27 protein-coding genes and 1 other RNA gene are annotated in these 23,921 nt (G+C 40.6%); 22 read left to right on the top strand and 6 right to left on the bottom strand.

Annotated elements, in window-relative coordinates; genetic code table 11:
• Window positions 1-16: 16 nt before the first annotated feature.
• The 9 genes from NSQ17_RS16260 to NSQ17_RS16220 all read left to right on the top strand — a co-directional run bounded on the left by NSQ17_RS16260 (window position 17) and on the right by NSQ17_RS16220 (window position 8,234).
• Window positions 17-1,201, top strand: a complete 1,185-nt coding sequence (locus NSQ17_RS16260) for a phosphoglycerate kinase (protein WP_268356576.1) — start codon at window positions 17-19, stop codon at window positions 1,199-1,201.
• Between the two features lie 30 nt (window positions 1,202-1,231).
• A complete protein-coding gene (tpiA, locus tag NSQ17_RS16255; RefSeq protein ID WP_017359213.1) occupies window positions 1,232-1,993 on the top strand; it encodes a triose-phosphate isomerase in 762 nt (253 codons plus the stop codon).
• Entirely contained in the window at window positions 1,986-3,521 is a 1,536-nt protein-coding gene (gene gpmI, locus NSQ17_RS16250) for a 2,3-bisphosphoglycerate-independent phosphoglycerate mutase (protein WP_017359214.1), read from the top strand. Before tpiA ends, gpmI begins: the two co-directional genes overlap by 8 nt.
• Before the next feature lie 30 nt (window positions 3,522-3,551).
• On the top strand, window positions 3,552-4,844 hold the full coding sequence (eno, locus tag NSQ17_RS16245) for a phosphopyruvate hydratase (protein WP_003212752.1): 1,293 nt from the start codon (window positions 3,552-3,554) through the stop codon (window positions 4,842-4,844).
• A gap of 280 nt (window positions 4,845-5,124) precedes the next feature.
• Complete coding sequence (locus NSQ17_RS16240; RefSeq protein WP_039169204.1) at window positions 5,125-5,394, top strand: hypothetical protein; 270 nt, start codon at window positions 5,125-5,127, stop codon at window positions 5,392-5,394.
• Between the two features lie 56 nt (window positions 5,395-5,450).
• Window positions 5,451-6,221 carry an ABC transporter ATP-binding protein gene (locus NSQ17_RS16235; RefSeq protein WP_256688719.1) on the top strand — a complete coding sequence of 257 codons (771 nt, stop codon included), beginning with the start codon at window positions 5,451-5,453 and terminating at the stop codon, window positions 6,219-6,221.
• Window positions 6,193-7,590, top strand: a complete 1,398-nt coding sequence (locus NSQ17_RS16230) for a hypothetical protein (protein WP_342467602.1) — start codon at window positions 6,193-6,195, stop codon at window positions 7,588-7,590. The genes NSQ17_RS16235 and NSQ17_RS16230 overlap by 29 nt, the downstream gene beginning before the upstream one ends.
• Entirely contained in the window at window positions 7,587-7,952 is a 366-nt protein-coding gene (locus NSQ17_RS16225; protein ID WP_342467601.1) for a hypothetical protein, read from the top strand. The genes NSQ17_RS16230 and NSQ17_RS16225 overlap by 4 nt, the downstream gene beginning before the upstream one ends.
• Window positions 7,953-8,234: a hypothetical protein gene (locus NSQ17_RS16220; protein WP_041507784.1), complete on the top strand. Its 282-nt coding sequence runs from the start codon at window positions 7,953-7,955 to the stop codon at window positions 8,232-8,234.
• A gap of 20 nt (window positions 8,235-8,254) precedes the next feature.
• On the opposite strand, the gene NSQ17_RS16215 is transcribed toward NSQ17_RS16220, so the two are convergent.
• Together NSQ17_RS16215 and NSQ17_RS16210 are read right to left on the bottom strand one after the other, a co-directional pair.
• Window positions 8,255-8,719 (bottom strand): GNAT family N-acetyltransferase, encoded by a 465-nt coding sequence (locus NSQ17_RS16215; protein ID WP_017359218.1) that lies wholly within the window; start codon window positions 8,717-8,719, stop codon window positions 8,255-8,257.
• Between the two features lie 15 nt (window positions 8,720-8,734).
• Window positions 8,735-9,199, bottom strand: coding sequence for a hypothetical protein (locus NSQ17_RS16210; protein WP_268430596.1), 465 nt, complete (start codon window positions 9,197-9,199; stop codon window positions 8,735-8,737).
• Between the two features lie 118 nt (window positions 9,200-9,317).
• Here NSQ17_RS16210 and NSQ17_RS16205 point away from each other — a divergent pair, with 118 nt between their 5' ends.
• Complete coding sequence (locus tag NSQ17_RS16205; protein ID WP_024719834.1) at window positions 9,318-9,953, top strand: NAAT family transporter; 636 nt, start codon at window positions 9,318-9,320, stop codon at window positions 9,951-9,953.
• Window positions 9,954-10,008: 55 nt separating this feature from the next.
• Here the strand turns inward: NSQ17_RS16205 and NSQ17_RS16200 are convergent, their stop codons facing one another.
• Window positions 10,009-10,545, bottom strand: a complete 537-nt coding sequence (locus tag NSQ17_RS16200; protein WP_017359221.1) for a GbsR/MarR family transcriptional regulator — start codon at window positions 10,543-10,545, stop codon at window positions 10,009-10,011.
• 269 nt (window positions 10,546-10,814) lie between these two features.
• Here NSQ17_RS16200 and NSQ17_RS16195 point away from each other — a divergent pair, with 269 nt between their 5' ends.
• Genes NSQ17_RS16195 through NSQ17_RS16180 form a run of 4 tightly spaced genes read left to right on the top strand, consistent with a single transcriptional unit; the run spans window position 10,815 to window position 14,272 of the window.
• Window positions 10,815-11,963 (top strand): betaine/proline/choline family ABC transporter ATP-binding protein, encoded by a 1,149-nt coding sequence (locus NSQ17_RS16195; protein WP_025207985.1) that lies wholly within the window; start codon window positions 10,815-10,817, stop codon window positions 11,961-11,963.
• A 13-nt stretch (window positions 11,964-11,976) separates the two neighbouring features.
• A complete protein-coding gene (locus NSQ17_RS16190) occupies window positions 11,977-12,630 on the top strand; it encodes an ABC transporter permease (protein WP_008347681.1) in 654 nt (217 codons plus the stop codon).
• A gap of 13 nt (window positions 12,631-12,643) precedes the next feature.
• Entirely contained in the window at window positions 12,644-13,561 is a 918-nt protein-coding gene (locus tag NSQ17_RS16185) for an osmoprotectant ABC transporter substrate-binding protein (protein ID WP_342467600.1), read from the top strand.
• A 21-nt stretch (window positions 13,562-13,582) separates the two neighbouring features.
• Window positions 13,583-14,272: an ABC transporter permease gene (locus NSQ17_RS16180; RefSeq protein WP_008347676.1), complete on the top strand. Its 690-nt coding sequence runs from the start codon at window positions 13,583-13,585 to the stop codon at window positions 14,270-14,272.
• An 81-nt stretch (window positions 14,273-14,353) separates the two neighbouring features.
• On the opposite strand, the gene NSQ17_RS16175 is transcribed toward NSQ17_RS16180, so the two are convergent.
• The 3 genes from NSQ17_RS16175 to NSQ17_RS16165 all read right to left on the bottom strand — a co-directional run bounded on the left by NSQ17_RS16175 (window position 14,354) and on the right by NSQ17_RS16165 (window position 15,693).
• Window positions 14,354-14,674: a helix-turn-helix domain-containing protein gene (locus NSQ17_RS16175; protein ID WP_007500199.1), complete on the bottom strand. Its 321-nt coding sequence runs from the start codon at window positions 14,672-14,674 to the stop codon at window positions 14,354-14,356.
• Between the two features lie 82 nt (window positions 14,675-14,756).
• Window positions 14,757-15,158 (bottom strand): transcriptional regulator, encoded by a 402-nt coding sequence (locus tag NSQ17_RS16170; RefSeq protein WP_008347673.1) that lies wholly within the window; start codon window positions 15,156-15,158, stop codon window positions 14,757-14,759.
• A gap of 130 nt (window positions 15,159-15,288) precedes the next feature.
• Complete coding sequence (locus NSQ17_RS16165) at window positions 15,289-15,693, bottom strand: helix-turn-helix transcriptional regulator (protein WP_007500204.1); 405 nt, start codon at window positions 15,691-15,693, stop codon at window positions 15,289-15,291.
• A gap of 154 nt (window positions 15,694-15,847) precedes the next feature.
• On the opposite strand from NSQ17_RS16165, the gene NSQ17_RS16160 reads away from it, so the two are divergent.
• From NSQ17_RS16160 to NSQ17_RS16125, 8 genes are all read left to right on the top strand, one after another.
• The gene (locus NSQ17_RS16160; RefSeq protein ID WP_024719830.1) at window positions 15,848-16,081 is read left to right on the top strand and encodes a helix-turn-helix transcriptional regulator; all 234 of its coding nucleotides are present in this window, start codon (window positions 15,848-15,850) and stop codon (window positions 16,079-16,081) included.
• A 37-nt stretch (window positions 16,082-16,118) separates the two neighbouring features.
• The gene (locus tag NSQ17_RS16155; protein WP_008347666.1) at window positions 16,119-16,409 is read left to right on the top strand and encodes an AbrB/MazE/SpoVT family DNA-binding domain-containing protein; all 291 of its coding nucleotides are present in this window, start codon (window positions 16,119-16,121) and stop codon (window positions 16,407-16,409) included.
• 186 nt (window positions 16,410-16,595) lie between these two features.
• A complete protein-coding gene (secG, locus tag NSQ17_RS16150; protein WP_003212746.1) occupies window positions 16,596-16,829 on the top strand; it encodes a preprotein translocase subunit SecG in 234 nt (77 codons plus the stop codon).
• A 123-nt stretch (window positions 16,830-16,952) separates the two neighbouring features.
• Window positions 16,953-17,699 (top strand): carboxylesterase, encoded by a 747-nt coding sequence (locus NSQ17_RS16145; protein WP_008347663.1) that lies wholly within the window; start codon window positions 16,953-16,955, stop codon window positions 17,697-17,699.
• 19 nt (window positions 17,700-17,718) lie between these two features.
• Window positions 17,719-20,058, top strand: a complete 2,340-nt coding sequence (rnr, locus tag NSQ17_RS16140) for a ribonuclease R (protein ID WP_024719828.1) — start codon at window positions 17,719-17,721, stop codon at window positions 20,056-20,058.
• Between the two features lie 139 nt (window positions 20,059-20,197).
• Window positions 20,198-20,668: an SsrA-binding protein SmpB gene (gene smpB / locus NSQ17_RS16135; protein ID WP_008347658.1), complete on the top strand. Its 471-nt coding sequence runs from the start codon at window positions 20,198-20,200 to the stop codon at window positions 20,666-20,668.
• Between the two features lie 181 nt (window positions 20,669-20,849).
• Window positions 20,850-21,213, top strand: a transfer-messenger RNA (tmRNA) gene (ssrA, locus tag NSQ17_RS16130).
• A gap of 430 nt (window positions 21,214-21,643) precedes the next feature.
• Entirely contained in the window at window positions 21,644-23,917 is a 2,274-nt protein-coding gene (locus NSQ17_RS16125; RefSeq protein WP_342467599.1) for a CDP-glycerol:glycerophosphate glycerophosphotransferase, read from the top strand.
• Window positions 23,918-23,921: the final 4 nt, after the last annotated feature.

Here is a 23,921-nt window from a genome sequence, read left to right as displayed (position 1 = left end):
GGATCTCCTGACGAGCATGAATAAGAAATCAGTAAAAGACATTGACGTAAAAGGTAAAGTTGTGTTCTGCCGCGTAGATTTTAACGTTCCAATGAAGGACGGAAAAGTGACGGATGATACTCGTATTCGCGCAGCATTACCAACGATTGAGTATTTAACAGGACAAGGCGCAAAGGTACTACTAGCTAGTCATTTGGGTCGTCCGAAAGGTCAAGTTACTGAAGAACTGCGTCTGACACCTGTAGCAAAACGTCTGCAAGAGCTTCTTGGACAAGAAGTGAAAAAAGCAGATGAAGCTTACGGCGACAACGTGAAAAAGCAAATCTCTGACTTAAAAGAAGGAGATGTGCTAGTGCTTGAAAACGTTCGTTTCTATCCTGGTGAAGAAAAGAACGATACTGAATTATCAAAAGCGTTTGCTGATTTAGCCGATGTGTATGTCAATGATGCGTTCGGTGCTGCACACCGTGCACATGCATCCACAGCTGGTATTGCAGCGTATCTTCCGGCTGTTTCAGGCTTCCTCATGCAAAAAGAGCTTGAGGTTCTAGGAAAAGCCATTTCAAACCCTGATCGCCCATTTACAGCGATTATCGGTGGCGCAAAAGTAAAGGATAAAATCGGTGTAATTGAAAGTCTTCTTGATAAAGTGGACAACCTGATCATCGGCGGCGGACTTGCTTATACATTTGTCAAAGCACTTGGCCACGAAGTAGGGAAATCTCTATTAGAAGAAGACAAAGTAGATTTAGCGAAATCCTTTATGGACCGTGCAAAAGAAAAAGGCGTGAACTTCCTGATTCCAACAGATGTTCTGGTAGCCGACGACTTTTCAAATGATGCGAATACAAGCATTGTGCCAATCTCTGAAATTCCAAGTGATCTAGAAGCACTTGATATTGGAATAGAGACAAGAGAGAAGTATGCTGATGTCATTAAAAACAGCAAACTTGTTGTCTGGAACGGACCAATGGGTGTATTTGAAATCGATGCATTCGCTAAAGGAACAAAAGCAATCGCAGAAGCACTGGCAGAAGCAAAAGATACATATTCTGTCATTGGCGGTGGAGATTCAGCAGCAGCTGTTGAGAAATTTGGTCTTGCCGATCAGATGAGCCATATTTCTACAGGCGGCGGCGCTTCACTTGAATTTATGGAAGGCAAAGAACTTCCAGGTGTGACTGCATTAAACGATAAATAAGACCAAAACTGCTATAAGGAAGTGTCAATCATGAGAAAACCAATTATAGCTGGGAACTGGAAGATGAACAAAACACTTGGTGAAGCTGTAAGCTTCGTTGAAGAAGTCAAGTCATCTATTCCATCTCCTGACAAAGTGGAATCTATTGTCTGTGCACCAGCCCTTTTCCTTGAAAAGCTGAACAGCCTTTCTAACGGAACAGACCTTAAAATTGGTGCGCAAAACATGCACTTTGAAGAAAACGGTGCATTCACTGGTGAAATCAGCCCTGCTGCGCTTAAAGATCTTGGCATCGGCTACTCAGTGATCGGTCATTCAGAGCGCCGCGAATTTTTCGCTGAAACAGATGAAACAGTGAACAAAAAAGCACATGCTGCATTCAAGCATGGCATCGTTCCAATCATCTGTGTAGGTGAAACGCTTGAAGAGCGTGAAGCAGGCAAAACAAACGAACTTGTCGCTGATCAAGTGAAAAAAGCACTAGCTGGTTTAACGAAGCAGCAAGTCGCTGAATCTGTGATTGCTTATGAGCCAATCTGGGCGATCGGTACAGGTAAATCTTCTACAGCAAAAGATGCAAACGATGTTTGTGCGCACATTCGCCAAACGGTTGCAAGCGAATTTGGTCAAGAAGCGGCAGACAGCCTTCGCATTCAATATGGCGGAAGCGTGAAACCTGCGAATATTAAAGAATATATGGCAGAATCCGATATTGACGGTGCTTTGGTAGGCGGCGCAAGCTTAGAACCTCAGTCTTTCGTTCAATTATTGGAGGAAGGTCAATATGAGTAAGAAACCAGCTGCATTAATCATCTTAGATGGATTCGGTTTAAGAGGCGAAACAGTCGGTAACGCTGTTGCCCAAGCAAAGAAACCGAACTTCGACCGCTACTGGAACGAATTCCCGCATCAAACCTTAACGGCTTCAGGTGAGGCAGTGGGTCTCCCAGAAGGTCAAATGGGGAACTCTGAAGTTGGGCATTTGAACATCGGTGCAGGACGCATCGTGTACCAAAGCTTAACAAGAGTGAATGTGGCCATTCGTGATGGGGAATTTGAGAAAAACGAAACGTTCCTAGATGCAATGACTTATGCAAAAGAAAATGACAAGGCCCTTCATCTATTCGGTCTCTTGTCAGACGGCGGTGTGCATAGCCACATCCAGCATCTTTTTGCCTTGCTGAAACTAGCGAAAAAAGAAGGCTTAACTAAAGTATACATTCACGGCTTCTTAGACGGACGTGATGTTGGTCAGAAGACAGCGAAAGTGTACTTAAAACAGCTTGAAGAACAAATCAAAGAAATCGGTGTCGGAGAAGTCGCAACACTTTCTGGACGCTATTACTCAATGGACCGTGACAAACGCTGGGATCGTGTGGAGAAAGCATATCGCGCGATGGCGTATGGTGAAGGCCCAAGTTATCAAAACATCTATGATGTCGTTGATGACTCCTATGAAAATGGAATCTACGATGAGTTCGTTATTCCATCTGTCATTACGAGAGAAAATGGTGAGCCGGTTGCAAAAGTAAACGACGGTGACTCTGTGATTTTCTATAACTTCCGTCCAGACCGTGCGATTCAAATTTCAAACACATTCACAAATGAAGATTTCCGCTCGTTTGACCGCGGGGAAGCACATCCGAAGGATTTACACTTCGTCTGCTTCACACACTTCAGTGAAACGGTAGATGGCTATGTGGCTTTCAAACCAGTGAATTTGGATAACACAGTAGGAGAAGTACTTTCTCAAAATGGATTGAAGCAGCTGCGGATTGCTGAAACAGAGAAATATCCTCACGTGACGTTCTTTATGAGCGGTGGGCGTGAAGAAGAATTTCCTGGAGAAGACCGCATCTTAATCAATTCACCAGATGTCGCAACCTATGACCTCAAGCCAGAAATGAGCGCTTATGAGGTAAAGGATGCACTTGTTGCAGACATCAATGCGGACAAGCATGACGCGATCATTCTGAACTTTGCTAACCCAGATATGGTGGGTCATTCAGGTATGCTTGAGCCAACAATCAAAGCCATTGAAGCAGTAGATGAGTGCTTAGGAGCTGTAGTCGACGCAATCCTAGCAAAAGGCGGACATGCTATCATCACGGCAGACCACGGTAACGCAGACGTGCTCATTACCGAAGAAGGAAAGCCGCATACTGCACATACGACAAACCCTGTTCCAGTCATCGTAACGAAAAAAGGGGCGACGCTTAGAGAAGGCGGCATTTTAGCCGATCTATCTCCAACGCTTTTAGACTTACTTGGTCTTGAAAAACCAAAAGAGATGACAGGAACATCATTGATTCAAAAATAACAAATTGATTCAAAAGGAGAGAAATTAAACATGCCATACATTGTTGACGTATATGCACGCGAAGTATTAGACTCTCGCGGTAACCCAACAGTTGAAGTAGAAGTTTACACAGAATCTGGCGGCTTTGGCCGTGCACTAGTACCAAGTGGTGCGTCTACTGGTGAATATGAAGCAGTAGAACTACGTGACGGAGACAAAGACCGTTACCTTGGAAAAGGTGTTCTGACAGCTGTAAACAACGTAAACGAAATCATTGCACCAGAGCTTTTAGGCTTTGATGTCACTGAACAAGTAGCGATTGACAAAATGTTAATCGAACTTGACGGAACTGAAAACAAAGGGAAATTAGGCGCAAACGCAATCCTTGGCGTATCTATCGCTGTAGCACGTGCGGCTGCTGATTTCTTACAAATTCCACTTTACCAATACCTTGGTGGATTCAACTCCAAAACGCTTCCAGTACCGATGATGAACATCGTCAACGGCGGAGAGCATGCGGATAACAACGTAGACATTCAAGAATTCATGATTATGCCTGTAGGTGCACCGAACTTCCGTGAAGCACTTCGCATGGGCGCTCAAATCTTCCATAGCCTGAAATCTGTATTAAGCGCGAAAGGCTTAAACACAGCTGTAGGTGACGAAGGTGGATTCGCTCCAAACCTTGGTTCTAACGAAGAAGCACTTCAAACAATCGTAGAAGCGATTGAAAAAGCTGGTTTCAAACCAGGTGAAGAAGTGAAACTTGCGATGGATGCTGCATCTTCTGAGTTCTATAACAAAGAAGACGGTAAATATCATTTATCAGGCGAAGGTGTTGTGAAAACATCTGCTGAAATGGTTGACTGGTATGAAGATATGGTATCGAAATACCCAATCATCTCAATCGAAGACGGCCTTGACGAAAACGACTGGGAAGGTCACAAACTATTAACTGAGCGCCTTGGCAGCAAGGTTCAGCTAGTAGGAGACGACTTGTTCGTAACAAATACGAAGAAGCTTTCTGAAGGAATCAAAAACGGCGTTGGTAACTCAATCCTCATCAAAGTAAACCAAATCGGTACATTAACTGAAACATTTGATGCAATCGAAATGGCGAAACGTGCAGGCTATACAGCTGTTATCTCTCACCGTTCTGGTGAAACAGAAGACAGCACAATTGCAGACATTGCAGTTGCAACAAACGCTGGACAAATCAAAACAGGTGCTCCGTCTCGTACGGACCGTGTGGCGAAATACAACCAATTACTTCGCATCGAAGATCAATTGGCTGAAACAGCTCAATACCACGGCATTGCTACATTCTACAACTTGAATAAGTAATGTAAAGCAACGCGCTGCGTGCGCTCTTTTGAAAAGAGCGTATCGCAGCGCTTTTTTTATGTTGAAATAAAGATGCAAAGCTGGCTCAAGCGAATTAGCTCTGCTTCCTTTGTCATATCCTATTTTTGTAAAAAATCATCCTTCAGTCAGAGGAGAAACGATGAGCTTGACGATTTATAAGCAATAAATCATGAAAACTCTACTAAAAATATGATCTGAATTGAACTTATGCTATTTGCATGGGGGTGGTATCATTTTACATATATTAGGGGGTGATGAGATGCTGAATCCTTTTAGCCTTCGTTTTCCAGTAGGCGTGTACATGTATGTCCTTCACCTACTGGCGGCATATGATGAAAGGAAGCAACGAATTCTAACTTCTAAGAACGTACAGAAAAATGCATTTTGGATTTATGTCCTTGCCGCTATCTTAGGCATTGTGACAGTTGCCGCTTTGATTTGGGCATGCAAAACATTTGGAAAAGGCTCGAAATTTTTAGGAGAGTTCAAGTTTTTAGGCCTGTATATTAAAATCAAATGCGGCTTCTAACAAATGGTGAGAACAGATGCGGGGTCATCTGTTCTATCTGAAATAAATGGAGGGACATGATGCTGACATTACACTTAACAGAAAAAACGTATAGCCGCACCTTTTCTCTCCGCGATATTCAGTTAAATGTAGAGAAAGGACGTATGCTTCTGCTTTTGGGGCATAATGGTGCAGGAAAGACCACGATGATTCAGTCTATGTTTGGCCTGACACCATTTACGGGTTTTGTCTCTTTGCATGGTAAACAGCTGAATTTTCAATCCTCAGCACATATCTCCTTTTTGAAAGAACATGTTTCCTATATTCCTGATGATCATGCTTTGTTTGATTATTTAACGCCGAGAGAATATTTTCATTTACTCCAGCTTCCAGACAAACGAAATGGACCTCGAGAAGAGGCCTTCGTCGATCTTTTTGAGCTGAAACCTTATATGGATCAGCCAATTGCCCAGTTGTCTCATGGCAATCAAAAGAAAACACAAATCATTTCACAGCTCCTTAGGCCTTGTGATTATTATGTATTCGACGAGCCTACAAATGGACTTGATCCAGATATGATGATCATCTTAAAAAAGGTGCTCATGAAGCTGAGAGATCAAGGCGCAGGCATTCTCATTTCTACCCATCATTTGGGCTTTGGTGAGACATTGTATGATCACCTCATGATCTTAAGAAACGGTGATATCAAGCTGGATATGTCACGTCAAGAAACAAACAAAACATTCCCTCATCAAGCACTTGAGGATATTTATAAAGAAGTGAATCAAGATTACTATATGCAGGTGGAGAGGTTGCTCAATGACTTGGACACGACACGTTCTTCATAAAATAGAATGGGGCATGCTCACAACGAAAATCAAGCAGATCGGCAAAAAATATCCTTTACAGCTTCTCGCCGCAGCCGTTTTTATGTTGCTGATTTACTCCATATACGTTGTCATGAGCCTGCGTTTTTTTATGCAAGTAGGGGAGAGCCAACCAGTTGCTTTATACCTTCAATTTGTAAAAATGACCCTGCTGCTTTTGGGAGCAGGTATTGTCTTTTCCCGTCATAAAATGAAGCGTCAAGAGTATCAGTTCTTCTTTTTGAATAGTGCGATGCAAAGTGTCTCATTTGTCCTTTGTGTGTATTTCTTTCCGGTGCTGTTTTGTTTCATCATGCTTGGTCTGCTTTTTTTACCCATCCTATTAGGACTGATCATTAGCGGCGTTACACTATCTTTGTATTGGATCATTGTGGTAGGGATCACTTGCTGTGGATTGGCGCTCTACACGCTTGCTTCTTGGATGCTGATACGCATTGGTGTGAGCCATTTTATATCAAAAACAAAAGAGCATTTACTGCTGCAAACGCTCGGATTTGTGACGCTTGGTGCTTTCGTGTTTCTCCTTTTTCAAAAAATGGTTGAGATGATTCGCGTATGGCCGTCTATCTATCTTGTATTTCTGATGATCTTTCTATGTGCAGGGTGGTTTTGGCTGAAGGGCTTGGCGGCTTGTTATGTCAATCGGATGTTTTTGCAGCTAAAGGTAGAGGTGAAGTCGTTTTCTTACCAAAAAATCAGATCGGATTCTTCATTTTTCACACATCTGCGGCAGGAGCTTGTTTATTTTAGCCGATCAGCTGTGTTTAAAGAACAAGGTATTTTGTTCCTGTTTCTTGTCTGTTTCACGATAGGTCTCCCATTGATCTTTACTCCGGCAGAGACTGGCTGGCTGTTTGCTTTTATTGTGCAGTTTGCCTTAAAGGAGATCCTTATTATGCTTCCTCTGATGATTGGCAGGGAATATCATCTCCATCAGCGAGCCATTTTTATGTTAAATACATCAAAGGGTGCCTATTTATTATCAAGAATTTTATTTTATTACACAATGAATGTATTGATTTATTTTGTCTATATCGGGCTTGCTTATTTCATGATAGGGGTCGAAAGTGAAGGGCACGGTTTGGCGAGTTTGTCCATTTTATTGATCACTGTCATGGCGGCATGTGTAGGGTTTGTCGTGAAGATTAGTGAATTTAATAAACTGTTTGTGATCGTGATGATGATTGCTGTGTTCAGTATGTTGGATATGCTTTTAGTCCAGTGGCTTTCAGCAAATATCCAGCTGCTCTCAACTGCCTATATGGCTTGTTCAGCCGCATTCTTCATCTTCATATATGCTGCCATGCTAAAGAGGCCGATTGTGCGATGATGACGCTTTTATTTTGCTTAATAGCAGTTGTGCTCATTCATGAACTCGGTCATATCTTGATGGTGATGGTGTGCAACAAAATCGAAAAAAAACCCATCTTTGATTTTGTGGTGATGATCGATTGGAAGCACGTGTCGATTGTCCATGAGAAATTTTCACGGCCGGGTTTTAATGTGATGGTGGCACTTGCAGGTCCTCTGTTTCCAGTGATCTGCTCGGGTGTGCTTTTCTTCATGTGGGGGCATCCATTGACGCATCCATTGCTGCTTTTTTCTTTATTAAATACAGTGATGCTGCATCCAGCTTGCCCAGACGGGAAAAATGTCATCGCCAGTTTAAAAGAGATGAAAGGAGAGAACTAAATGGTTAAAGTATTTCATTCGTTTTCTAGCGGTTTAACGCTTGCGATGCTTTATGTGTTTGCTGTGTTTATGACGCCAGTATTTTTAATGTTGCTAGAGGTTCATCATGTTGAATCAAGTCCAACTCTCTTTGGTATGCCATTTTATATCATGAAAATTGAACAGTATCAATTCAGCTCAGAGGCAACGCTCTTTGGGTGCGTGGTCTGTTTTTTAGCGGGTGCCGCTCTCTACTTCTTGATTCAATATGTGATTCATGCAGTGAAAAAGAGCAGAATATAAAAAAAGCAGGCTGAATGAAGTCAGTCTGCTTGAAGAACGAGTGACAACCGCACCATATCCATACATTGAATACCGTTCTCATAAATCGGTTCATCATAGTGTTTCAGAAAGAAATCGTGATCGATAGACGCCATGCGAAAACCGCATTTTTGATAAAGGGCGAGCTGCTGAATACTAGAGTTGCCTGTGCCAATTTCAATTGTATGAAAGCCAGCTGCCTTGGCTTCTGAAATAGCATGGCGGATCAGCTGCTTCCCAATTCCTCTACCTTGCCATGACTCCTTCACGGCGACATTCATGATTTCCACTGTCTGCTGAGACAGAGGCGTCAGAACATACACACCAATCATGTCCTGTTTATGAAAAGCAACATAACAAGAACCAGATTGTACATAGGCAAGGACTTTTTCAGTTGAAGGGTCAGCTAATAGTAAAAGATCCATAGGAACAGATTGATCATGAGACAATGGCCGAATCTGTATCAAATCATTTCATCCTCTCTATTCTTTGATATACCCTTGTTTAACACCCCAATCATATTGATCCTGCACCCATTGAGAAGGAGGATGATGGGTGACATTTGGGTCTTTTTTGACAGTGGCTTTCCTAGTCGTTTGTGCTGCCTGCTTATTCGCTTGAGCCGTTGCTTTCGCTGCTGCCAGTTCTTTTTGAAGCTGGTCTATTTTCAATTCAAGTGCTTTACGCTGTTTGATTTCTTTTTGATGCGCCTTCTTTTCTTTCTTCAGCTTGTTTGTGACGGTGGACAATTCCTTTTTTTGACCATCCATTTCATCTTTCATATCCGTTCCTTCTGACTTTAATTGTGTCAGCTGCTCATTATTCTTTCTCATTTCTTGCTGGTGTTTATTCTCTGATGCGGTGAGCGACTGCTGCTGCCACACAATCCAGCCAGTTGCACCTAGGATGATCACAGACAAGACAATGATCGTGATGTTTTTTTTCATGTTCTATTCCCCTTTCTTTAAACCTCTATTATCATCGGTTAAAACAAACCAGGTTTTAACAGAACAAGGGAATATTCGCATCAGATTAGCAGACACTATGAAAAAAGGAGGGTGTCTGTTGATTTCCTTTATGATTCATGTCATTGTGTCACTATTTGCTGTTTCAAACCCCATTGGAAACGTGCCTCTTTTCATCACTTTAACAGAAGGCTACTCAGAAAAAGAACGATCCCAGACGGCCAAAAAAGCGATTGTTGTGTCTTTTATGATTTTGATTGCCTTTCTTTTGGCAGGCAGGCTCATTTTCAAATTGTTTGGCATTGATATCCATGCACTCCGTATCGCCGGAGGTATTTTTATTTTTGGTATCGCTTACAATTTGCTAAATGCAAAAGAATCACATGTTCAAAACCCTCATTCGGATGAAAAGGCAGAGAGCAAAGAGAAGGCTGATGTTTCGGTGACCCCACTCGCCATTCCGATCATTGCCGGACCTGGTACAATTGCGACCGTCATGAGCTTAACCCCAGGAAGCCACCAAGTAACGCTTCATCTGCTTGCGATTCTTATTGGCATTGTGGTTGTACTTGCCATGACCTATTATGCATTTCATTATTCAAGTTTCATTATGCGAAAAATGGGGAAAACAGAAATGAATGTCGTGACACGATTAATGGGATTGATTTTAGCTGTTGTGGCAGTTGAGATGATAGGCGCAGGCATCAAAGGGATGTTCCCAATGCTGATGTCATAAGTGTATATAAAAAAGCTGTTTTTTTCTACAAAATTGTAAAATAAAACAGCTTTTTTTAAGGTTTTGGCACATGTTGAAATACTTCTTCACTTTCAAAGAACTCAATTAAACGGCTAATCCAGTCATAATAATCGAGACTTTCCTTGATTTCTGAAAGAAGAAGATTGATTTTATCTACTGTTTCTTCTGGCAGGTCATCTTGTTCAAGCAGCTCCAGCAATTCCTTGCATGTCTTCTTATGTGCCTTGCGATTTTTGCTGACAACACGTGACCAATTGGCTGCAAACAGTGAAATAAAGGTTTGATATTGATCTTGCTCAACGTCATATAAATCTTTGCGTATTCCTTTTTCATAAACCTTTTCAGCAATATTCAAATCAAGCATTTCTCGAACGACTTGACTCATTCTTGTTTTGCTCATGCCGGTCGCCTCTGAGAGCTCACCGAGCGTCATTGGTTTACGGTTCATATGAATGATACCAAGCACTCTACCCACTGTGGCAGAAAGACCAAAGGCATTCATGTTCTCGGCAGCTTTTTCAATATAATGATCCTGTGCTTTTTGAATGGCGCCTAACGCTTGCTTGTCCATTCCCCGCTTCATCCCTTCACGACTGACAATTTGTAACACAATATATCATATACCTGTTTGTTGATGAAAACAATAAATATTGAGTATTTGCTCGTAAGTTGGAGGAAAAAGGAGGGATCGGTACATATCAGGCCGTTAACTGAAAATTTTAAATAAATCTTATGCAATACAAACACATCGTAAACTTTTTATTTTATAAAGTTTGCACTATAATAAATAAGGTGTAAATTTTCTGAAAATATATATCCGACTAATTGGAGGTGTCTCATTTGCTGAAACTAGAGAATGTATCTAAGACGTATAAAGGCGGAAAAAAAGCTGTCAAAAATATTGATTTAGAAATAGCAAAAGGAGAATTTATTTGTTTTATTGGACCGAGTGGCTGTGGTAAAACGACAACCATGAAGATGATTAACCGACTGATTGAACCTTCCTCAGGAAACATATTCATCGAGGGAGAAAACATTATGAAAAAAGATCCAGTCCAATTAAGAAGAGAAATTGGTTATGTGATTCAGCAAATTGGACTTTTCCCTCATATGACCATCGCACAAAACATTTCCCTTGTGCCGAAGCTGCTGAAGTGGCCGGAAGAAAAACGAAAAGAACGAGCGCGTGAATTGCTCAAACTCGTCGACATGGGGCCGGAATACTTAGAGCGTTACCCTCATGAACTCAGTGGAGGACAGCAGCAGCGTATCGGCGTTCTTCGCGCACTCGCAGCAGAACCCCCTTTAATCCTGATGGATGAACCATTTGGAGCACTTGACCCAATTACAAGAGATTCATTGCAGGAAGAATTTAAGAAACTGCAAAAAACGTTAAATAAAACAATCGTTTTCGTCACACATGACATGGATGAAGCGATTAAACTTGCAGACCGCATTGTCATTTTAAAAGATGGAGAGATTGTCCAAGTGGGCACGCCAGATGATATTTTACGTAACCCTGTGAACGAATTCGTAGAAGAATTCATCGGGAAAGAACGTCTACTTCAGTCAAACCCGAATATGGAACGTGTGGAACAAATGATGAACACGTCCCCAGTCACAATTACCGTCGAAAAAACATTGACAGATGCCATCTTTATTATGAGAGAAAAGCGGGTTGATTCCCTGCTTGTCGTTGATGAAAATCATGTGCTGAAAGGCTATATCGACATTGAAACCATCGATGCAAACCGCAGAAAAGCAGCCTTCGTTGGTGATATTTTAAATACAGAATTTTATACAGTACAAGAAGGTGCACTTCTTAGAGATACTGTCCGAAAGATCTTAATACGCGGCATTAAATATGTACCGGTTGTCGATGCAAAAGGGCACTTAAAAGGCATCGTCACACGTGCAAGTCTTGTAGATGTCGTATATGACTCTATTTGGGGAGAAGATACCCCGGAGGCTGTCACTGAAATGAACTAAGGGAGGTGTACACATGGATCAAATCATCGATTTTCTTGAGAAAAATGGTGGGGAACTCCTCACAAAAATGTGGGAGCATTTATACATTTCTTTAATTGCCGTTGTGTTAGGCATTATCGTGGCCGTTCCTTTAGGCGTCATTCTTACACGGATGAAAAGAGGCGCCGGTTTTGTCATCGGCGTCGTGAATATCTTTCAAACACTCCCTAGTTTAGCGATTCTTGCATTTTTTATTCCTATTTTGGGAGTTGGAAAAATACCTGCGATCGTTGCGCTATTTTTCTATTCCGTTTTGCCTATTTTAAGAAATACGTATGCCGGTGTTCAAGGTGTGAACAAAAACTTGCTTGAATCTGGAAAAGGAATTGGCATGACGACATGGGAACAAATTCGTCTTGTGGAACTGCCGCTTGCTGTTCCGGTCATTATGGCAGGTGTCAGAACCTCAACGATTTATTTAATTGGGTGGACAACACTTGCTGCTTTTATCGGTGGAGGCGGTCTTGGTGACTACATTTTAATTGGGCTTCAGCTTTACCAGCCGGAATACATTATTGCGGGTGCAATCCCTGTCACTATTTTAGCGGTCATCATTGACCTTACATTGATGAAGCTTGAGAAAAAAGTAACACCAGAAGGCTTAAAAGGATTGAAGGAAGTTTCATAAGGAGTTGGCTCATGTGAAGAATCGAAAAACAAAATGGACCAGTGCACTGCTTGCCGGATGCTTGCTATTCATAAGTGGCTGTTCACTTCCTGGACTAGCCGGCTCTTCAGGGAGCACGCTGCGAATCGGTGCACAAAACTTTACAGAATCAGAAATTATGGCCTATATGGTGGGAGACATCATTGAGCATTACACAGATAAAAAGACAACCATTGTGAAGAATTTAGGCTCAAATACGGTCCAGCAAAAAGCAATGGAAAACGGTGATGTCGACATTTCAGCAACACGATATACAGGCACGGATTTAACAAGTACGCTAGGAATGGATGCAGAAAAAGATCCAAAGCGTGCAATGGAAATCGTCCAGAAAGAATTCAAAAAACGCTATGATTACAAATGGTTTGATTCCTATGGGTTTGATAATACGTATGCCTTTGCTGTGACGCAGAAGATGGCGAAGGAAAACAACCTAGAAACAGTCTCTGATTTAAAAAAGAATGCCAAAAATTATCGCTTCGGTGTGGATAATATTTGGCTGAAAAAGAAAGGTGACGGTTACGAAGGGTTTGTGAAAACATACGGAATTGAATTTGGAAGCACTTTTCCGATGCAGATCGGGCTAGTCTATGACGCATTGAAAAATGAAAAAATGGATATTGTGCTTGCCTATTCAACAGATGGCCGGATCAAAGCGTATAATCTCAAAATCTTAAAAGATGATAAACGATTCTTCCCACCATACGATGCATCACCAGTTGTCCCTGAGAAAGTATTAAAAGAAAATCCAGGACTGGACAAGGTGATCAACAGGTTGATTGGAAAAATCGATACCGAACAAATGCAAGAGCTCAATTATCAAGTCGATGGAGAACTAAAAGAACCAGCGACTGTTGCGAGAGATTTTCTAAAGAAACACAATTACTTTGAGTAAGATTGGGAGGTGTCAGAGCTGATGGACACACTACAGCAATTATGGGCGTATTATCAACAGAACGGTTCATATGTGTTAGAAGAATTTTACCGGCATTTCCTCATGTCAGCGTATGGGGTATTGTTTGCGGCAATTGTCGGAATACCAGTCGGCATCTTTGTGGCGCATTACCGCAAACTGAGCAATTGGGTGTTCGCGATAACCAATGTCATTCAAACCATTCCAGCGTTAGCGATGCTTTCTGTGTTGATGCTTGTATTAGGACTTGGTGCAAATACAGTCATCTTATCACTCTTTTTATATTCGCTTCTGCCGATTATCCGTAACACGTACACAGGTATTGTCAGCATTGAGCATGCCTATTTAGAATCGGGGAAAGCGATGGGCATGACGAAATGGCAAGTGCTGAGAATGGTTGAATTACCGCTTGCTTTATCTGTCATTATGGCTGGTTTAAGAACCGCACTTGTGATCGCAATCGGTATTACAGCGATTGGGACATTTGTTGGTGCTGGAGGACTTGGTGATATTATCATCAGAGGATCAAACGCGACAAACGGAACAGCCATTATTTTAGCAGGTGCTATTCCAACTGCGCTCATGGCCATTATTGCTGACCTTGTCATGGGCTGGCTTGAACGCTATTTAAGCCCAACCAACAAGAAAAAAGAAAGCAAGGCGTTAGCTGAAAAAAACATGACGTCCGCATAAATGCTTGAAAAGACAAAACCTCCTCTACATCTGTAGGGGAGGTTTTTTTATCATGATTAGGCGGCTCACATCAGGAGACATTTATGATTCAAGTGTGATCCATTCAGAGGACCACTTCGCAATTTCCTCAAAAACGGGTGCAAGTGAGCGCCCCATATCAGTTAATGAATACTCAATACGCACGGGTGTTTCAGCAAAAACCTCCCGTTTTACAATGCCTGCTGCTTCCAGCTCTTTTAATCTCTCAGATAAAACCCTTCCGCTTAAATTGGTCAGAGCTGCTTCGATTTCACTAAAGCGCTGTGAACCTGAGAGAAGCTGAAAAACAATCAGTGCCACCCAGCGTTTACTTAATAACTCAACTGCTTTTTCAAACCGCGGGCACATATCAGATTGATTCATCTTTCTTCACTCCAATCTGAACCCATTATACCGTAATTCTGTCAAAAATCGGCGCAAAAAGCTTGTCAATGATCAAAACATTTTACGATGACGAACGGCTGTTTAGTAGAAATAACAAATAGCGGTTTAAATCCTCTATTTCATGTTTAGAAAGGGTGGACCATATGTCCCCATTAAATATTTCAAGATCATCAAGTTCATATTGCTCTGCTGCTTCTTTTATTTGGGTAAAAGCCGTTTCTTCTTCCTTTATGACATAGGCAGAAGATGCTTCTTCAATATACCCTGCAGCCTGCATCATGTCCTCATAAGGTACTTTTAATGCACCTGCTAGTTTTTTAATTGTAGGAGGTTTCGGAATGCCGCGTTTCCCGTTTTCAATCCGAGAAATACCAGCAGCGCTGACCTCTGAATACATCGCTAATTGGTTCACCGATAGTTTCCTTTTCTCACGTAATGCTCTTAAATATGCACCGAAGTTCATCAACTCAAAACCTCACATGGTTAAAGATTAGTTATCTCTAGTGTACTCGATTTGTTGACTATTGGCAATAAGTATACCATGAAAATATTGACATTAGTTAATGGTGGATGTATCTTATGTTTATGCCCCGCTATTTGTTCGCCTTTTTTTGGTTAATGAGCGTGAGAAAGTATTGATTCAGCTGGCTGATGTCTTGTGCGGTGAGTGTTTCCCATTGGTCTCCATCGAAAATAGGGAGATGTTCTACATCCTTTTGAAGCGCCGTTTGATAGATTTTTAATATGGATTCATATTTCGGTTTCATTTCATGCACTTTTTCCTGTTCAATATAACCGGCAAGCAGCATTAAATCCTCATAAGGCACCTTCAAAGCGCGTGCTAATTTTTTTATGGTTAAAGGCTTTGGCACACCACGCTTTCCATTCTCAATCCGAGAAATACCGGCAGCGCTTACGCCTGAATACATGGCGAGTTGATTGACAGACATCTTTCTATTCTCTCTTAAAATGCGTAATTGTTCACCAAAGTGATTCATGTCATCGAACCTCACATTTCAGTATATGACTTATTTTAGTATGATCATTGACCAAAGGAAATAGAAAGGGCATAAAAGTGTTGACATAAGTTAATGAATCCGGGAGATGTGAGAGTCCTACATGTTGTACATATTGATCCTATAGGAGGTTGTAATGATGGTCGAAAAGATTCAGATCAGGCGGGCTTTTGTGATGCAGTATATGATCGAAAACGATATGTCTTTAAATCAGCTCGCAGATGAAATTGGCATCTCTCCTGCCACACTCAGCAGGGTATTGAATGGTCACCGGAAGCCAGGACAGCTTGTCATTGGCAAAATGATTCATTACTTTGATAAAAAATTTGAAGATTTATTTTACTATGAAAATGTTGACAAAAGTCAATGAATGAAATCATTGTATGATCATTAAGGAGGCGGCTTCATTGAAAAGAACTGGAATGGTAAGACACATCGATTCGCTTGGCAGAATTGTTCTGCCTTCAGAAATGCGAAAGGTACTCAATATAAAAGAAGAGCAGCTGTTAGAAATTTTCATCGAAGATCAAACCATTATGCTGAAAAAATATGATGCAGATAAGAGCTGCTTATTAACTGGCCAAATAACGAAATACAACAAAAGCTATGGAAATGGTAACGTCGTGCTGAGTCCTGAAGGAGCTGAACGGTTGTTAGTAGAATTAAAACAGCTCTTAAAAGAAGAAGCAACTCGCTAAAAACGCTTTTTAACCTCAAAAATTGCATATAAAAATGCTGCATACAATCCATTGGAGCGAAATTGAATCAAAATGACAAATAAAGTCGACAATATATAGGAAATCTTTATTTTGATGTTTCGTGACATGCACCTTGTTTTCATGTAAAATAAAGTTATGTGTACCAGTTTGTCTGGAGGTGTTTTCATGCACGCATTTGTTATCACATTACTCGTAATTGTCAGTATCGCACTTATCATCGTTGTATTATTACAATCAAGTAAAAGTGCAGGACTGTCAGGCGCTATTTCAGGTGGAGCCGAGCAGCTTTTCGGTAAGCAAAAAGCGAGAGGTCTTGACTTGATTCTTCACCGATTAACTGTCATTTTGTCAGTGCTTTTCTTCATCTTAACACTTGCATTGGCATATTTAGGCGTGTAGGCGCGAGTAACAGAAGGTCTGATCTTTTTTCAGACCTTTTTTTATTATCAGCACTCTTTTGTGTTTGTTTCATACATACAAGTGGAAAATATAAACCATATCAGAAGGAAAGGAAGTCACATCATGAAAGTTGTTACACCAAAACCATTTACGTTTAAAGGTGGAGAAAAGGCGGTGCTTCTTCTTCACGGTTTTACTGGGAATACAGCCGATGTTCGTATGCTTGGACGCTATTTAAATGAAAGAGGCTATACATGCCATGCACCTCAATACAAAGGACACGGTGTACCTCCAGAGGAGCTTGTTCATACAGGTCCTACAGATTGGTGGAAAGATGTAGAAGAAGGCTATCAATTTTTAAAAGATGAAGGTTATGAGGAAATTGCGGTCTGCGGACTATCCCTCGGAGGAGTTTTTTCATTGAAATTAGGTTACACTGTACCTGTAAAGGGAATTGTACCTATGTGTGCACCTATGTACATAAAAAGTGAAGAAGTCATGTACCAGGGTGTACTAGATTATGCCCGTAACTATAAAAAATTCGAGGGTAAGTCAGAGGATCAAATTGAGCAAGAGATGGAAGAGTTCAAGAAAACACCAATGGGTACACTCAAGGCTCTTCAAGAACTCATTGCAGATGTCAGAAACAATGTTGACATGATTTATTCACCTACTTTTGTTGTTCAGGCACGTCATGATCATATGATTAATACAGACAGTGCAAACATTATTTATAACGAAGTAGAGACTGATGAAAAACATTTAAAGTGGTATGAAGAATCGGGCCATGTTATCACGCTTGATAAAGAGCGGGAGAAGGTTCATCAGGATGTATATGCATTCTTAGAATCACTCGATTGGTCAATTTAAATATATAGGGGGTTAGAGTGTGCAAAAAGAAGAATTTATGGATGAATTACTTGCGTTTATGCAAGAAGAGGCGTACAAACCATTAACGGTACAGGAATTAGAAGTCATGATGGAAATTACCAATCCAGATGATTATAAAGAGCTCGTCAAAGCACTTGTGATATTAGAGGATCAGGGACTGATCGTCCGTACCCGCAGCGACCGCTATGGTGTACCGGAAAAAATGAACTTGGTCAAAGGGAAGCTGTCTGCGCATGCAAAAGGATTTGCATTTGTGACACCAGAAGAGTTTGGACAGGATGATATTTTCATTCCGCCAAATGAGCTAGGCACAGCAATGAATGGCGACACCGTCATGGTTCGTGTCAGCCACAAATCAAATGGCACCAAAAAAGAAGGAACGGTCATCCGTATACTAGAGCGTAATACTCAGACGGTTGTCGGTACCTATACAGAAACGAAAAGCTTTGGTTTTGTCATTCCTGATGATAAAAAAATCACAAACGATATCTTCATTCCGAAATCCGCTAAAAACGGAGCGGTTGAAGGTCATAAAGTCGTTGTCACGCTGACAAGCTATCCAGAAGGTAGAATGAGCGCAGAAGGTGAAGTGACTGAAATCCTTGGTCACAAAAATGACCCTGGCATCGATATTTTGTCGATTATTCATAAACACGGGCTGCCAGGTGAGTTTCCGGAAGAAGCACTCCAGCAGGCAGTAGACACACCTGAAACGATCGATGAAAAAGACTTAGAGGGCAGGCGTGATCTGCGCAACGAAACGATTGTGACCATTGATGGTGCAGATGCAAAGGACTTGGACGATGCGGTTACTGTGCAAAAGCTGGATGATGGTAAATACAAACTAGGTGTGCATATTGCGGATGTCTCTCATTATGTAACGGAAAACTCTCCAATTGATCAGGAAGCCTATGAGCGCGGAACGAGTGTGTATCTTGTAGACCGCGTTATTCCAATGATTCCTCATCGCCTGTCAAATGGCATTTGCTCATTGAATCCGAAGGTTGATCGTCTCACACTCTCTTGTGAAATGATCATTGATCGAAGTGGGAAAGTCGTCAAACACGAAATTTTCCAAAGTGTGATCAAAACGACGGAAAGAATGACCTATTCCGATGTGAATAAGATTTTAGTTGACCAAGATGAAGAGCTTTTAGACAAATACGAGCCGTTAGTACCAATGTTCCAAGAGATGGAGAAGCTTGCAGAAATTCTGCGTGACAAGCGAATGGAGCGCGGAGCAGTCGACTTTGATTTCAAGGAAGCAAAGGTGCTTGTAGATGATGAAGGCGCAGCGAAAGACGTAGTCATTCGTGAGCGTTCCGTTGCAGAGAAATTAATTGAAGAATTCATGCTGGTGGCAAACGAAACAGTTGCCGAGCATTTCCACTGGATGAATGTTCCGTTCATTTACCGAATTCACGAAGAACCAAATCCTGAGAAGCTTCAGCGCTTTTTAGAGTTCGTGACGACGTTTGGTTACATTGTGAAAGGGACGTCAACGAATATTCACCCGCGTGCTCTTCAAAGTGTACTTGATGCCGTCCGTGATCAGCCGGAAGAAGTCGTGATTCAAACTGTGATGCTTCGCTCAATGAAACAGGCGAAGTATGATCCAGAAAGCATTGGCCATTTTGGATTATCAACGGAATTCTATACACACTTCACATCACCGATCCGCCGTTACCCGGATTTAATCGTGCATAGGCTGATCAGAACCTATTTAATAGAGAAAAAGACAGACGAAGCGACCCTTGAAAAATGGGGTCAATTGCTGCCAGAAATCGCAGATCATGCATCTACAATGGAGCGCCGCTCTGTTGATGCTGAGCGCGAAACAGATGACCTGAAAAAGGCAGAGTATATGCTTGATAAAATCGGTGAAGAGTTTGATGGTATGATTAGTTCCGTCACGAATTTCGGACTATTCGTTGAACTGCCGAATACGATAGAAGGTCTTGTCCATGTGAGCTACATGACTGACGACTACTATCGTTTTGATGAACAGCACTTTGCGATGATCGGTGAGCGGACAGGGAATGTATATCGCATCGGTGACGAAATTACTGTCAAAGTGGTGAGTGTGAATAAAGATGAGCATTCCATTGATTTTGAAATCGTCGGTATGAAAGGCACTCGCCGTAAATCACCAAAAGACTTCAAGTTCAAAAAACGGACAGATCCACCAGCCAAAAAAGGACGCGGAGGTCAAAAGGCCTCTGGGGAAAAAGGCAAAGAGGATAAAGGCGGCGACTGGTTCACAGGTCGTAAAAAGAAGAAAAAGAAAAAACGCGTTTTTGATAACGCACCGAAACAAAAGCGCAAAAAGAAAAAGTAACGTGACAAAAAGCAAATAGGGCACCATGCTCTATTTGCTTTTTGACCACGTGGCAGAAGCATTGTCCAAAGCTGGATTGTTTGATAAAATAATCCGTACGATTTGGACCGTGTCTGTGTCAAAAGGAGGGTGTACGCCAATGCCAAAGGGAGAGGGAAAGGTTGTTTCCCAAAACAAAAAAGCCAACCATGATTATTTTATAGAAGAAACATACGAAGCCGGCCTTGTATTACAAGGAACGGAAATCAAATCCATTCGAGCAGGAAAAGTGAATTTAAAAGATTCATTTGCCAAAATCGAACGAGGAGAAGTGTTTCTTCACAATATGCACGTGAGCCCATATGAGCAGGGGAACCGTTATAACCATGATCCGCTCAGAACGAGAAAGCTGCTTCTTCATCGCAAGCAAATCAGTAAGTTGATTGGTGCGACAAAGGAAGAGGGCTACTCACTTGTTCCCATTAAACTCTATTTGAAAAATGGCTTTGCCAAAGTGCTAATTGGAGTCGGTAAAGGGAAGAAAAAATATGATAAACGTGAAGATCTGAAGAAAAAAGATGCGAAACGTGAAATCGAGCGTGCTTTCCGTGACCGGCAAAAGCAATTCTAGACGCATGCAGATGGCTTGCTGAGAGCGGAAGCATTATGCTACAATATGTTATGCAGTAAACAATCATTGTCGTCTTTTTACAGAAACCACCAGTTGTTTCGAGCGATGAGATTGTTATAATAGTCATATACGGAAGCAGTTAAGCGAAAGAACGTTTCCATCCCGTATATCCCTTTTACAAGGGGACGTTACGGATTCGACAGGGATGGTTCGAGCTTAGGCTGCGAGCCGAGAGGCGATCTCGTTAACACGCACCTAAATGTAACTGGCAAAACTAAAAGTTTTAACCAAAACTTAGCACTAGCTGCCTAATAAGCGCAGCGAGCTCTTCCTGACATTGCCTATGTGTCTGTGAGGAGCCCAATGAAGTAGGCTACGCTTACGTTTTCGTCTGAGGACGTAAGAAGAGATCCATCAGACTAGCTCTCCAAGCGCCCGTCAGCAGGCATGAGGATGAGTGAACACGTAAATATGTTGACTACGCTCGTAGACGCTTAAGTAATCGATGTCTCTGGACGTGGGTTCGACTCCCACCGTCTCCATCAAAACTTTTAGAATGCAGTCGTATCAAGGGTTTGAGAGCCCTTGGTGCGGGTCTGGCATCTTTAAAAAATGAATGGTTATATGAAATGACGCTATCACAGCGTCATTTTTCTTTGCTATTAGAAACTTAAACAATCTGAATTTTAAACAAAACTGGATGTTATCATACAGACAAAATACGTTCTTATTATTTTTATTTCAAGTCGGCTAGAACAGTGGTTTTTTTATGTTAAGTATGATAAATTGTTGTATCATAGAAGTATAGATGAAAACATTTTGGATAAACGAATTTCTAGTGAGTCGTCTTTTTAGACGAATCTTTTTTTTGAATAAAAACACGTTTTTGTTATAATATTTATTGTTTTTTAAATCATATTAAGTGATGAAAAGATCAAACATTGTTGTTTATATAAAATTTGGAAGAGGGATCTTATGTTATTTACTATTGTTATTCCTTATAAGGATACCAATAAAAAGTATACTGATAACTGCATGAAAAGTTTAGATGATCAAATTTTTAAAGATTTCGAAGTACTTTTGGTCCATCAAGATAGTCAACACCTAGAAGAAATTTTAGCGCCTTATACTTTTAATTATAGAACAATCAATATGGGACCTCATACAAATGCAGGCATTAGTAGAAATAAAGGCATAGAAGAAGCTCAAGGAGAGTACATCTTATTTTTAGATGCTGATGATTTCTTACATCCCAATGCGCTGATATATGCAAAGCAAATCATTGATCAAGAACAATTGAATGTTTTTAAGCTGAAAGTGAAAAAGACAATTGTAGACAGAAACACAACATTAAAGGAAAAGAAGCAGGCTTTGTATCAGCATGATACGTTGGATAACTTAAGTCATGTTTTGAAAAAATTAAATGTTGATGCAAATGAAAACGAAGTCATGCAGATGCTTTTTGAGGAGAATGTTGTATCAGCTCATTATCATGAAATTGCAAAAGAAAAGTTCTTTAAGAAGATTTCTTATCAATTAAAATCACATGGGTTCGTTGTTCAAAAGAAATATTTGTTGAACAATCAAATACAGTTTGATGAAAGCGCACCATTGTATAGTGATATTCCGTTCTTAATGAAAATTTATCAAGATGCATTCTCTATTTTGGAAACATCAATTTGTCTATACTATAAGCTGATCCATAACGATCCTATCAATTTCCCTTCACTTTCCCAGGAAGAACAGGATCATCGATTTGAAGAAATGTTCCGAACATTAAGCAAATCAATCGAACAATGTGACGATTTTGCTTTAGTGAAACAAGTGAAGCTTGAAGCGATCAGCCAATATTTATATAAGGTTGTAAAAAGCCCAGTGTTTAAAGAGGGCATTCAACGTTTAACGCCTATTTATCAGTCCTGTCAGACCATTTTGAATGCAGAGTCAAATCCAATCAAACTGAAGAGAAGACATTCAAAAGAAATTAATGCAATTAAGGTCGGGAATTATCATAAGGCATATCGTCTGAGTAAAAAGAGAGTTCTCTATTATAATCTGTATCAGGGCATAAAACCGAAAAAGAAGAGAGCGAGACAAAGAATCGTTCAACAATTGTTCTTCTCAAGATTGCCTATTAAACCTAACACCATTGTCTATGAAAGCTTTTTAGGAAGAAACTATTCGGATAGCCCTAAGGCGATATTTAAATATCTTCTTGAGCATGAGCCAAATCAATGGAAGCATGTTTGGATTCTGAATGATAAAGAAATGGTGGCAAATGAAGAAGAATTTCAGCACAAGAACGTTAAAGTAATTCAGCGATTTAGCTGGAGCTATTTTTACTATGTCACAGTGGCAAAATATTTTGTTTTAAACATGAGACAGCCAAAGTCGCTTTATAAAAAAGATGAACAAATTATCTTATCTACATGGCATGGAACACCACTTAAGAAATTAGTATTTGATATGGATAATGTAGTATCTGCAAATCCCGATTATAAAAAAGAATTTTATTTACAATCTCGAAAATGGGATTATCTAATTGCAGCAAACCCATATTCTGAAAAAATCTTCGAAAGTGCATTTATGTATCCGAAAGAAAAAATATTAACATATGGCTATCCAAGAAATGATATTCTGAAAAACTTTACAGAAGCAGATAAAGTGAAGATTAAATCGAAGCTTGGTATACCTGCTGATAAAAAAGTCATTTTATATGCTCCAACATGGAGAGATGATGAATTTCATAAAGCGGGGCAATACAAATTTAATCTCACTTTAGATTTAAATTTGTTAAAAGAAAAGTTAGGCGAAGAATATGTCATCATTTTACGAATGCATTATTTCATTTCGGATAATATTGATTTAACAGGGTTTGAAGGGTTTGCCTTTGACTATTCTAAATATAATGATATCAATGATTTATATATTTCAAGTGATATCCTTATCACGGATTACTCGTCTGTATTCTTTGATTTTGCAAACCTAAGGCAGCCGATTCTTTTCTTTACGTATGATATTGATAAATACAAAGATGTGCTGAGAGGTTTTTATATTGATGTCGAAAAAGATCTGCCAGGTCCGTTATTGTATACGTCTGAAGAAGTGCTTCATAGCATTCAGAACATTGAAAGCGTAAAAGATGCTTACAAGGAAAAATACGATGTATTCCATGAAAGATTCTGTTCACTAGAAGATGGAAAAGCAAGTGAACGAGTGGTGAAGGAAGTATTTACTCGTAATCATTAAAGTT

The sequence above is a fragment of the Bacillus sp. FSL W8-0629 genome, from assembly GCF_038593225.1.
GTDB lineage: Bacteria > Bacillota > Bacilli > Bacillales > Bacillaceae > Bacillus > Bacillus altitudinis.
The sequence above is the reverse complement of the archived record's forward strand: the minus strand, read 5'-3'. Positions and strand labels throughout refer to the sequence as shown.

Bases quoted from the DNA above. Each gene is read 5' to 3' on its own strand.
- NSQ17_RS16260 (WP_268356576.1), top strand. From the start codon at position 17: ATGAATAAGAAATCAGTAAAAGACATTGACGTAAAAGGTAAAGTTGTG.
- tpiA (WP_017359213.1), top strand. From the start codon at position 1,232: ATGAGAAAACCAATTATAGCTGGGAACTGGAAGATGAACAAAACACTT.
- gpmI (WP_017359214.1), top strand. From the start codon at position 1,986: ATGAGTAAGAAACCAGCTGCATTAATCATCTTAGATGGATTCGGTTTA.
- eno (WP_003212752.1), top strand. From the start codon at position 3,552: ATGCCATACATTGTTGACGTATATGCACGCGAAGTATTAGACTCTCGC.
- NSQ17_RS16240 (WP_039169204.1), top strand. From the start codon at position 5,125: ATGCTGAATCCTTTTAGCCTTCGTTTTCCAGTAGGCGTGTACATGTAT.
- NSQ17_RS16235 (WP_256688719.1), top strand. From the start codon at position 5,451: ATGATGCTGACATTACACTTAACAGAAAAAACGTATAGCCGCACCTTT.
- NSQ17_RS16230 (WP_342467602.1), top strand. From the start codon at position 6,193: ATGACTTGGACACGACACGTTCTTCATAAAATAGAATGGGGCATGCTC.
- NSQ17_RS16225 (WP_342467601.1), top strand. From the start codon at position 7,587: ATGATGACGCTTTTATTTTGCTTAATAGCAGTTGTGCTCATTCATGAA.
- NSQ17_RS16220 (WP_041507784.1), top strand. From the start codon at position 7,953: ATGGTTAAAGTATTTCATTCGTTTTCTAGCGGTTTAACGCTTGCGATG.
- NSQ17_RS16210 (WP_268430596.1), bottom strand. From the start codon at position 9,199: ATGAAAAAAAACATCACGATCATTGTCTTGTCTGTGATCATCCTAGGT.
- NSQ17_RS16200 (WP_017359221.1), bottom strand. From the start codon at position 10,545: ATGGACAAGCAAGCGTTAGGCGCCATTCAAAAAGCACAGGATCATTAT.
- NSQ17_RS16190 (WP_008347681.1), top strand. From the start codon at position 11,977: ATGGATCAAATCATCGATTTTCTTGAGAAAAATGGTGGGGAACTCCTC.
- NSQ17_RS16180 (WP_008347676.1), top strand. From the start codon at position 13,583: ATGGACACACTACAGCAATTATGGGCGTATTATCAACAGAACGGTTCA.
- NSQ17_RS16175 (WP_007500199.1), bottom strand. From the start codon at position 14,674: ATGAATCAATCTGATATGTGCCCGCGGTTTGAAAAAGCAGTTGAGTTA.
- NSQ17_RS16170 (WP_008347673.1), bottom strand. From the start codon at position 15,158: ATGAACTTCGGTGCATATTTAAGAGCATTACGTGAGAAAAGGAAACTA.
- NSQ17_RS16165 (WP_007500204.1), bottom strand. From the start codon at position 15,693: ATGAATCACTTTGGTGAACAATTACGCATTTTAAGAGAGAATAGAAAG.
- NSQ17_RS16160 (WP_024719830.1), top strand. From the start codon at position 15,848: ATGATGGTCGAAAAGATTCAGATCAGGCGGGCTTTTGTGATGCAGTAT.
- secG (WP_003212746.1), top strand. From the start codon at position 16,596: ATGCACGCATTTGTTATCACATTACTCGTAATTGTCAGTATCGCACTT.
- NSQ17_RS16145 (WP_008347663.1), top strand. From the start codon at position 16,953: ATGAAAGTTGTTACACCAAAACCATTTACGTTTAAAGGTGGAGAAAAG.
- smpB (WP_008347658.1), top strand. From the start codon at position 20,198: ATGCCAAAGGGAGAGGGAAAGGTTGTTTCCCAAAACAAAAAAGCCAAC.
- NSQ17_RS16125 (WP_342467599.1), top strand. From the start codon at position 21,644: ATGTTATTTACTATTGTTATTCCTTATAAGGATACCAATAAAAAGTAT.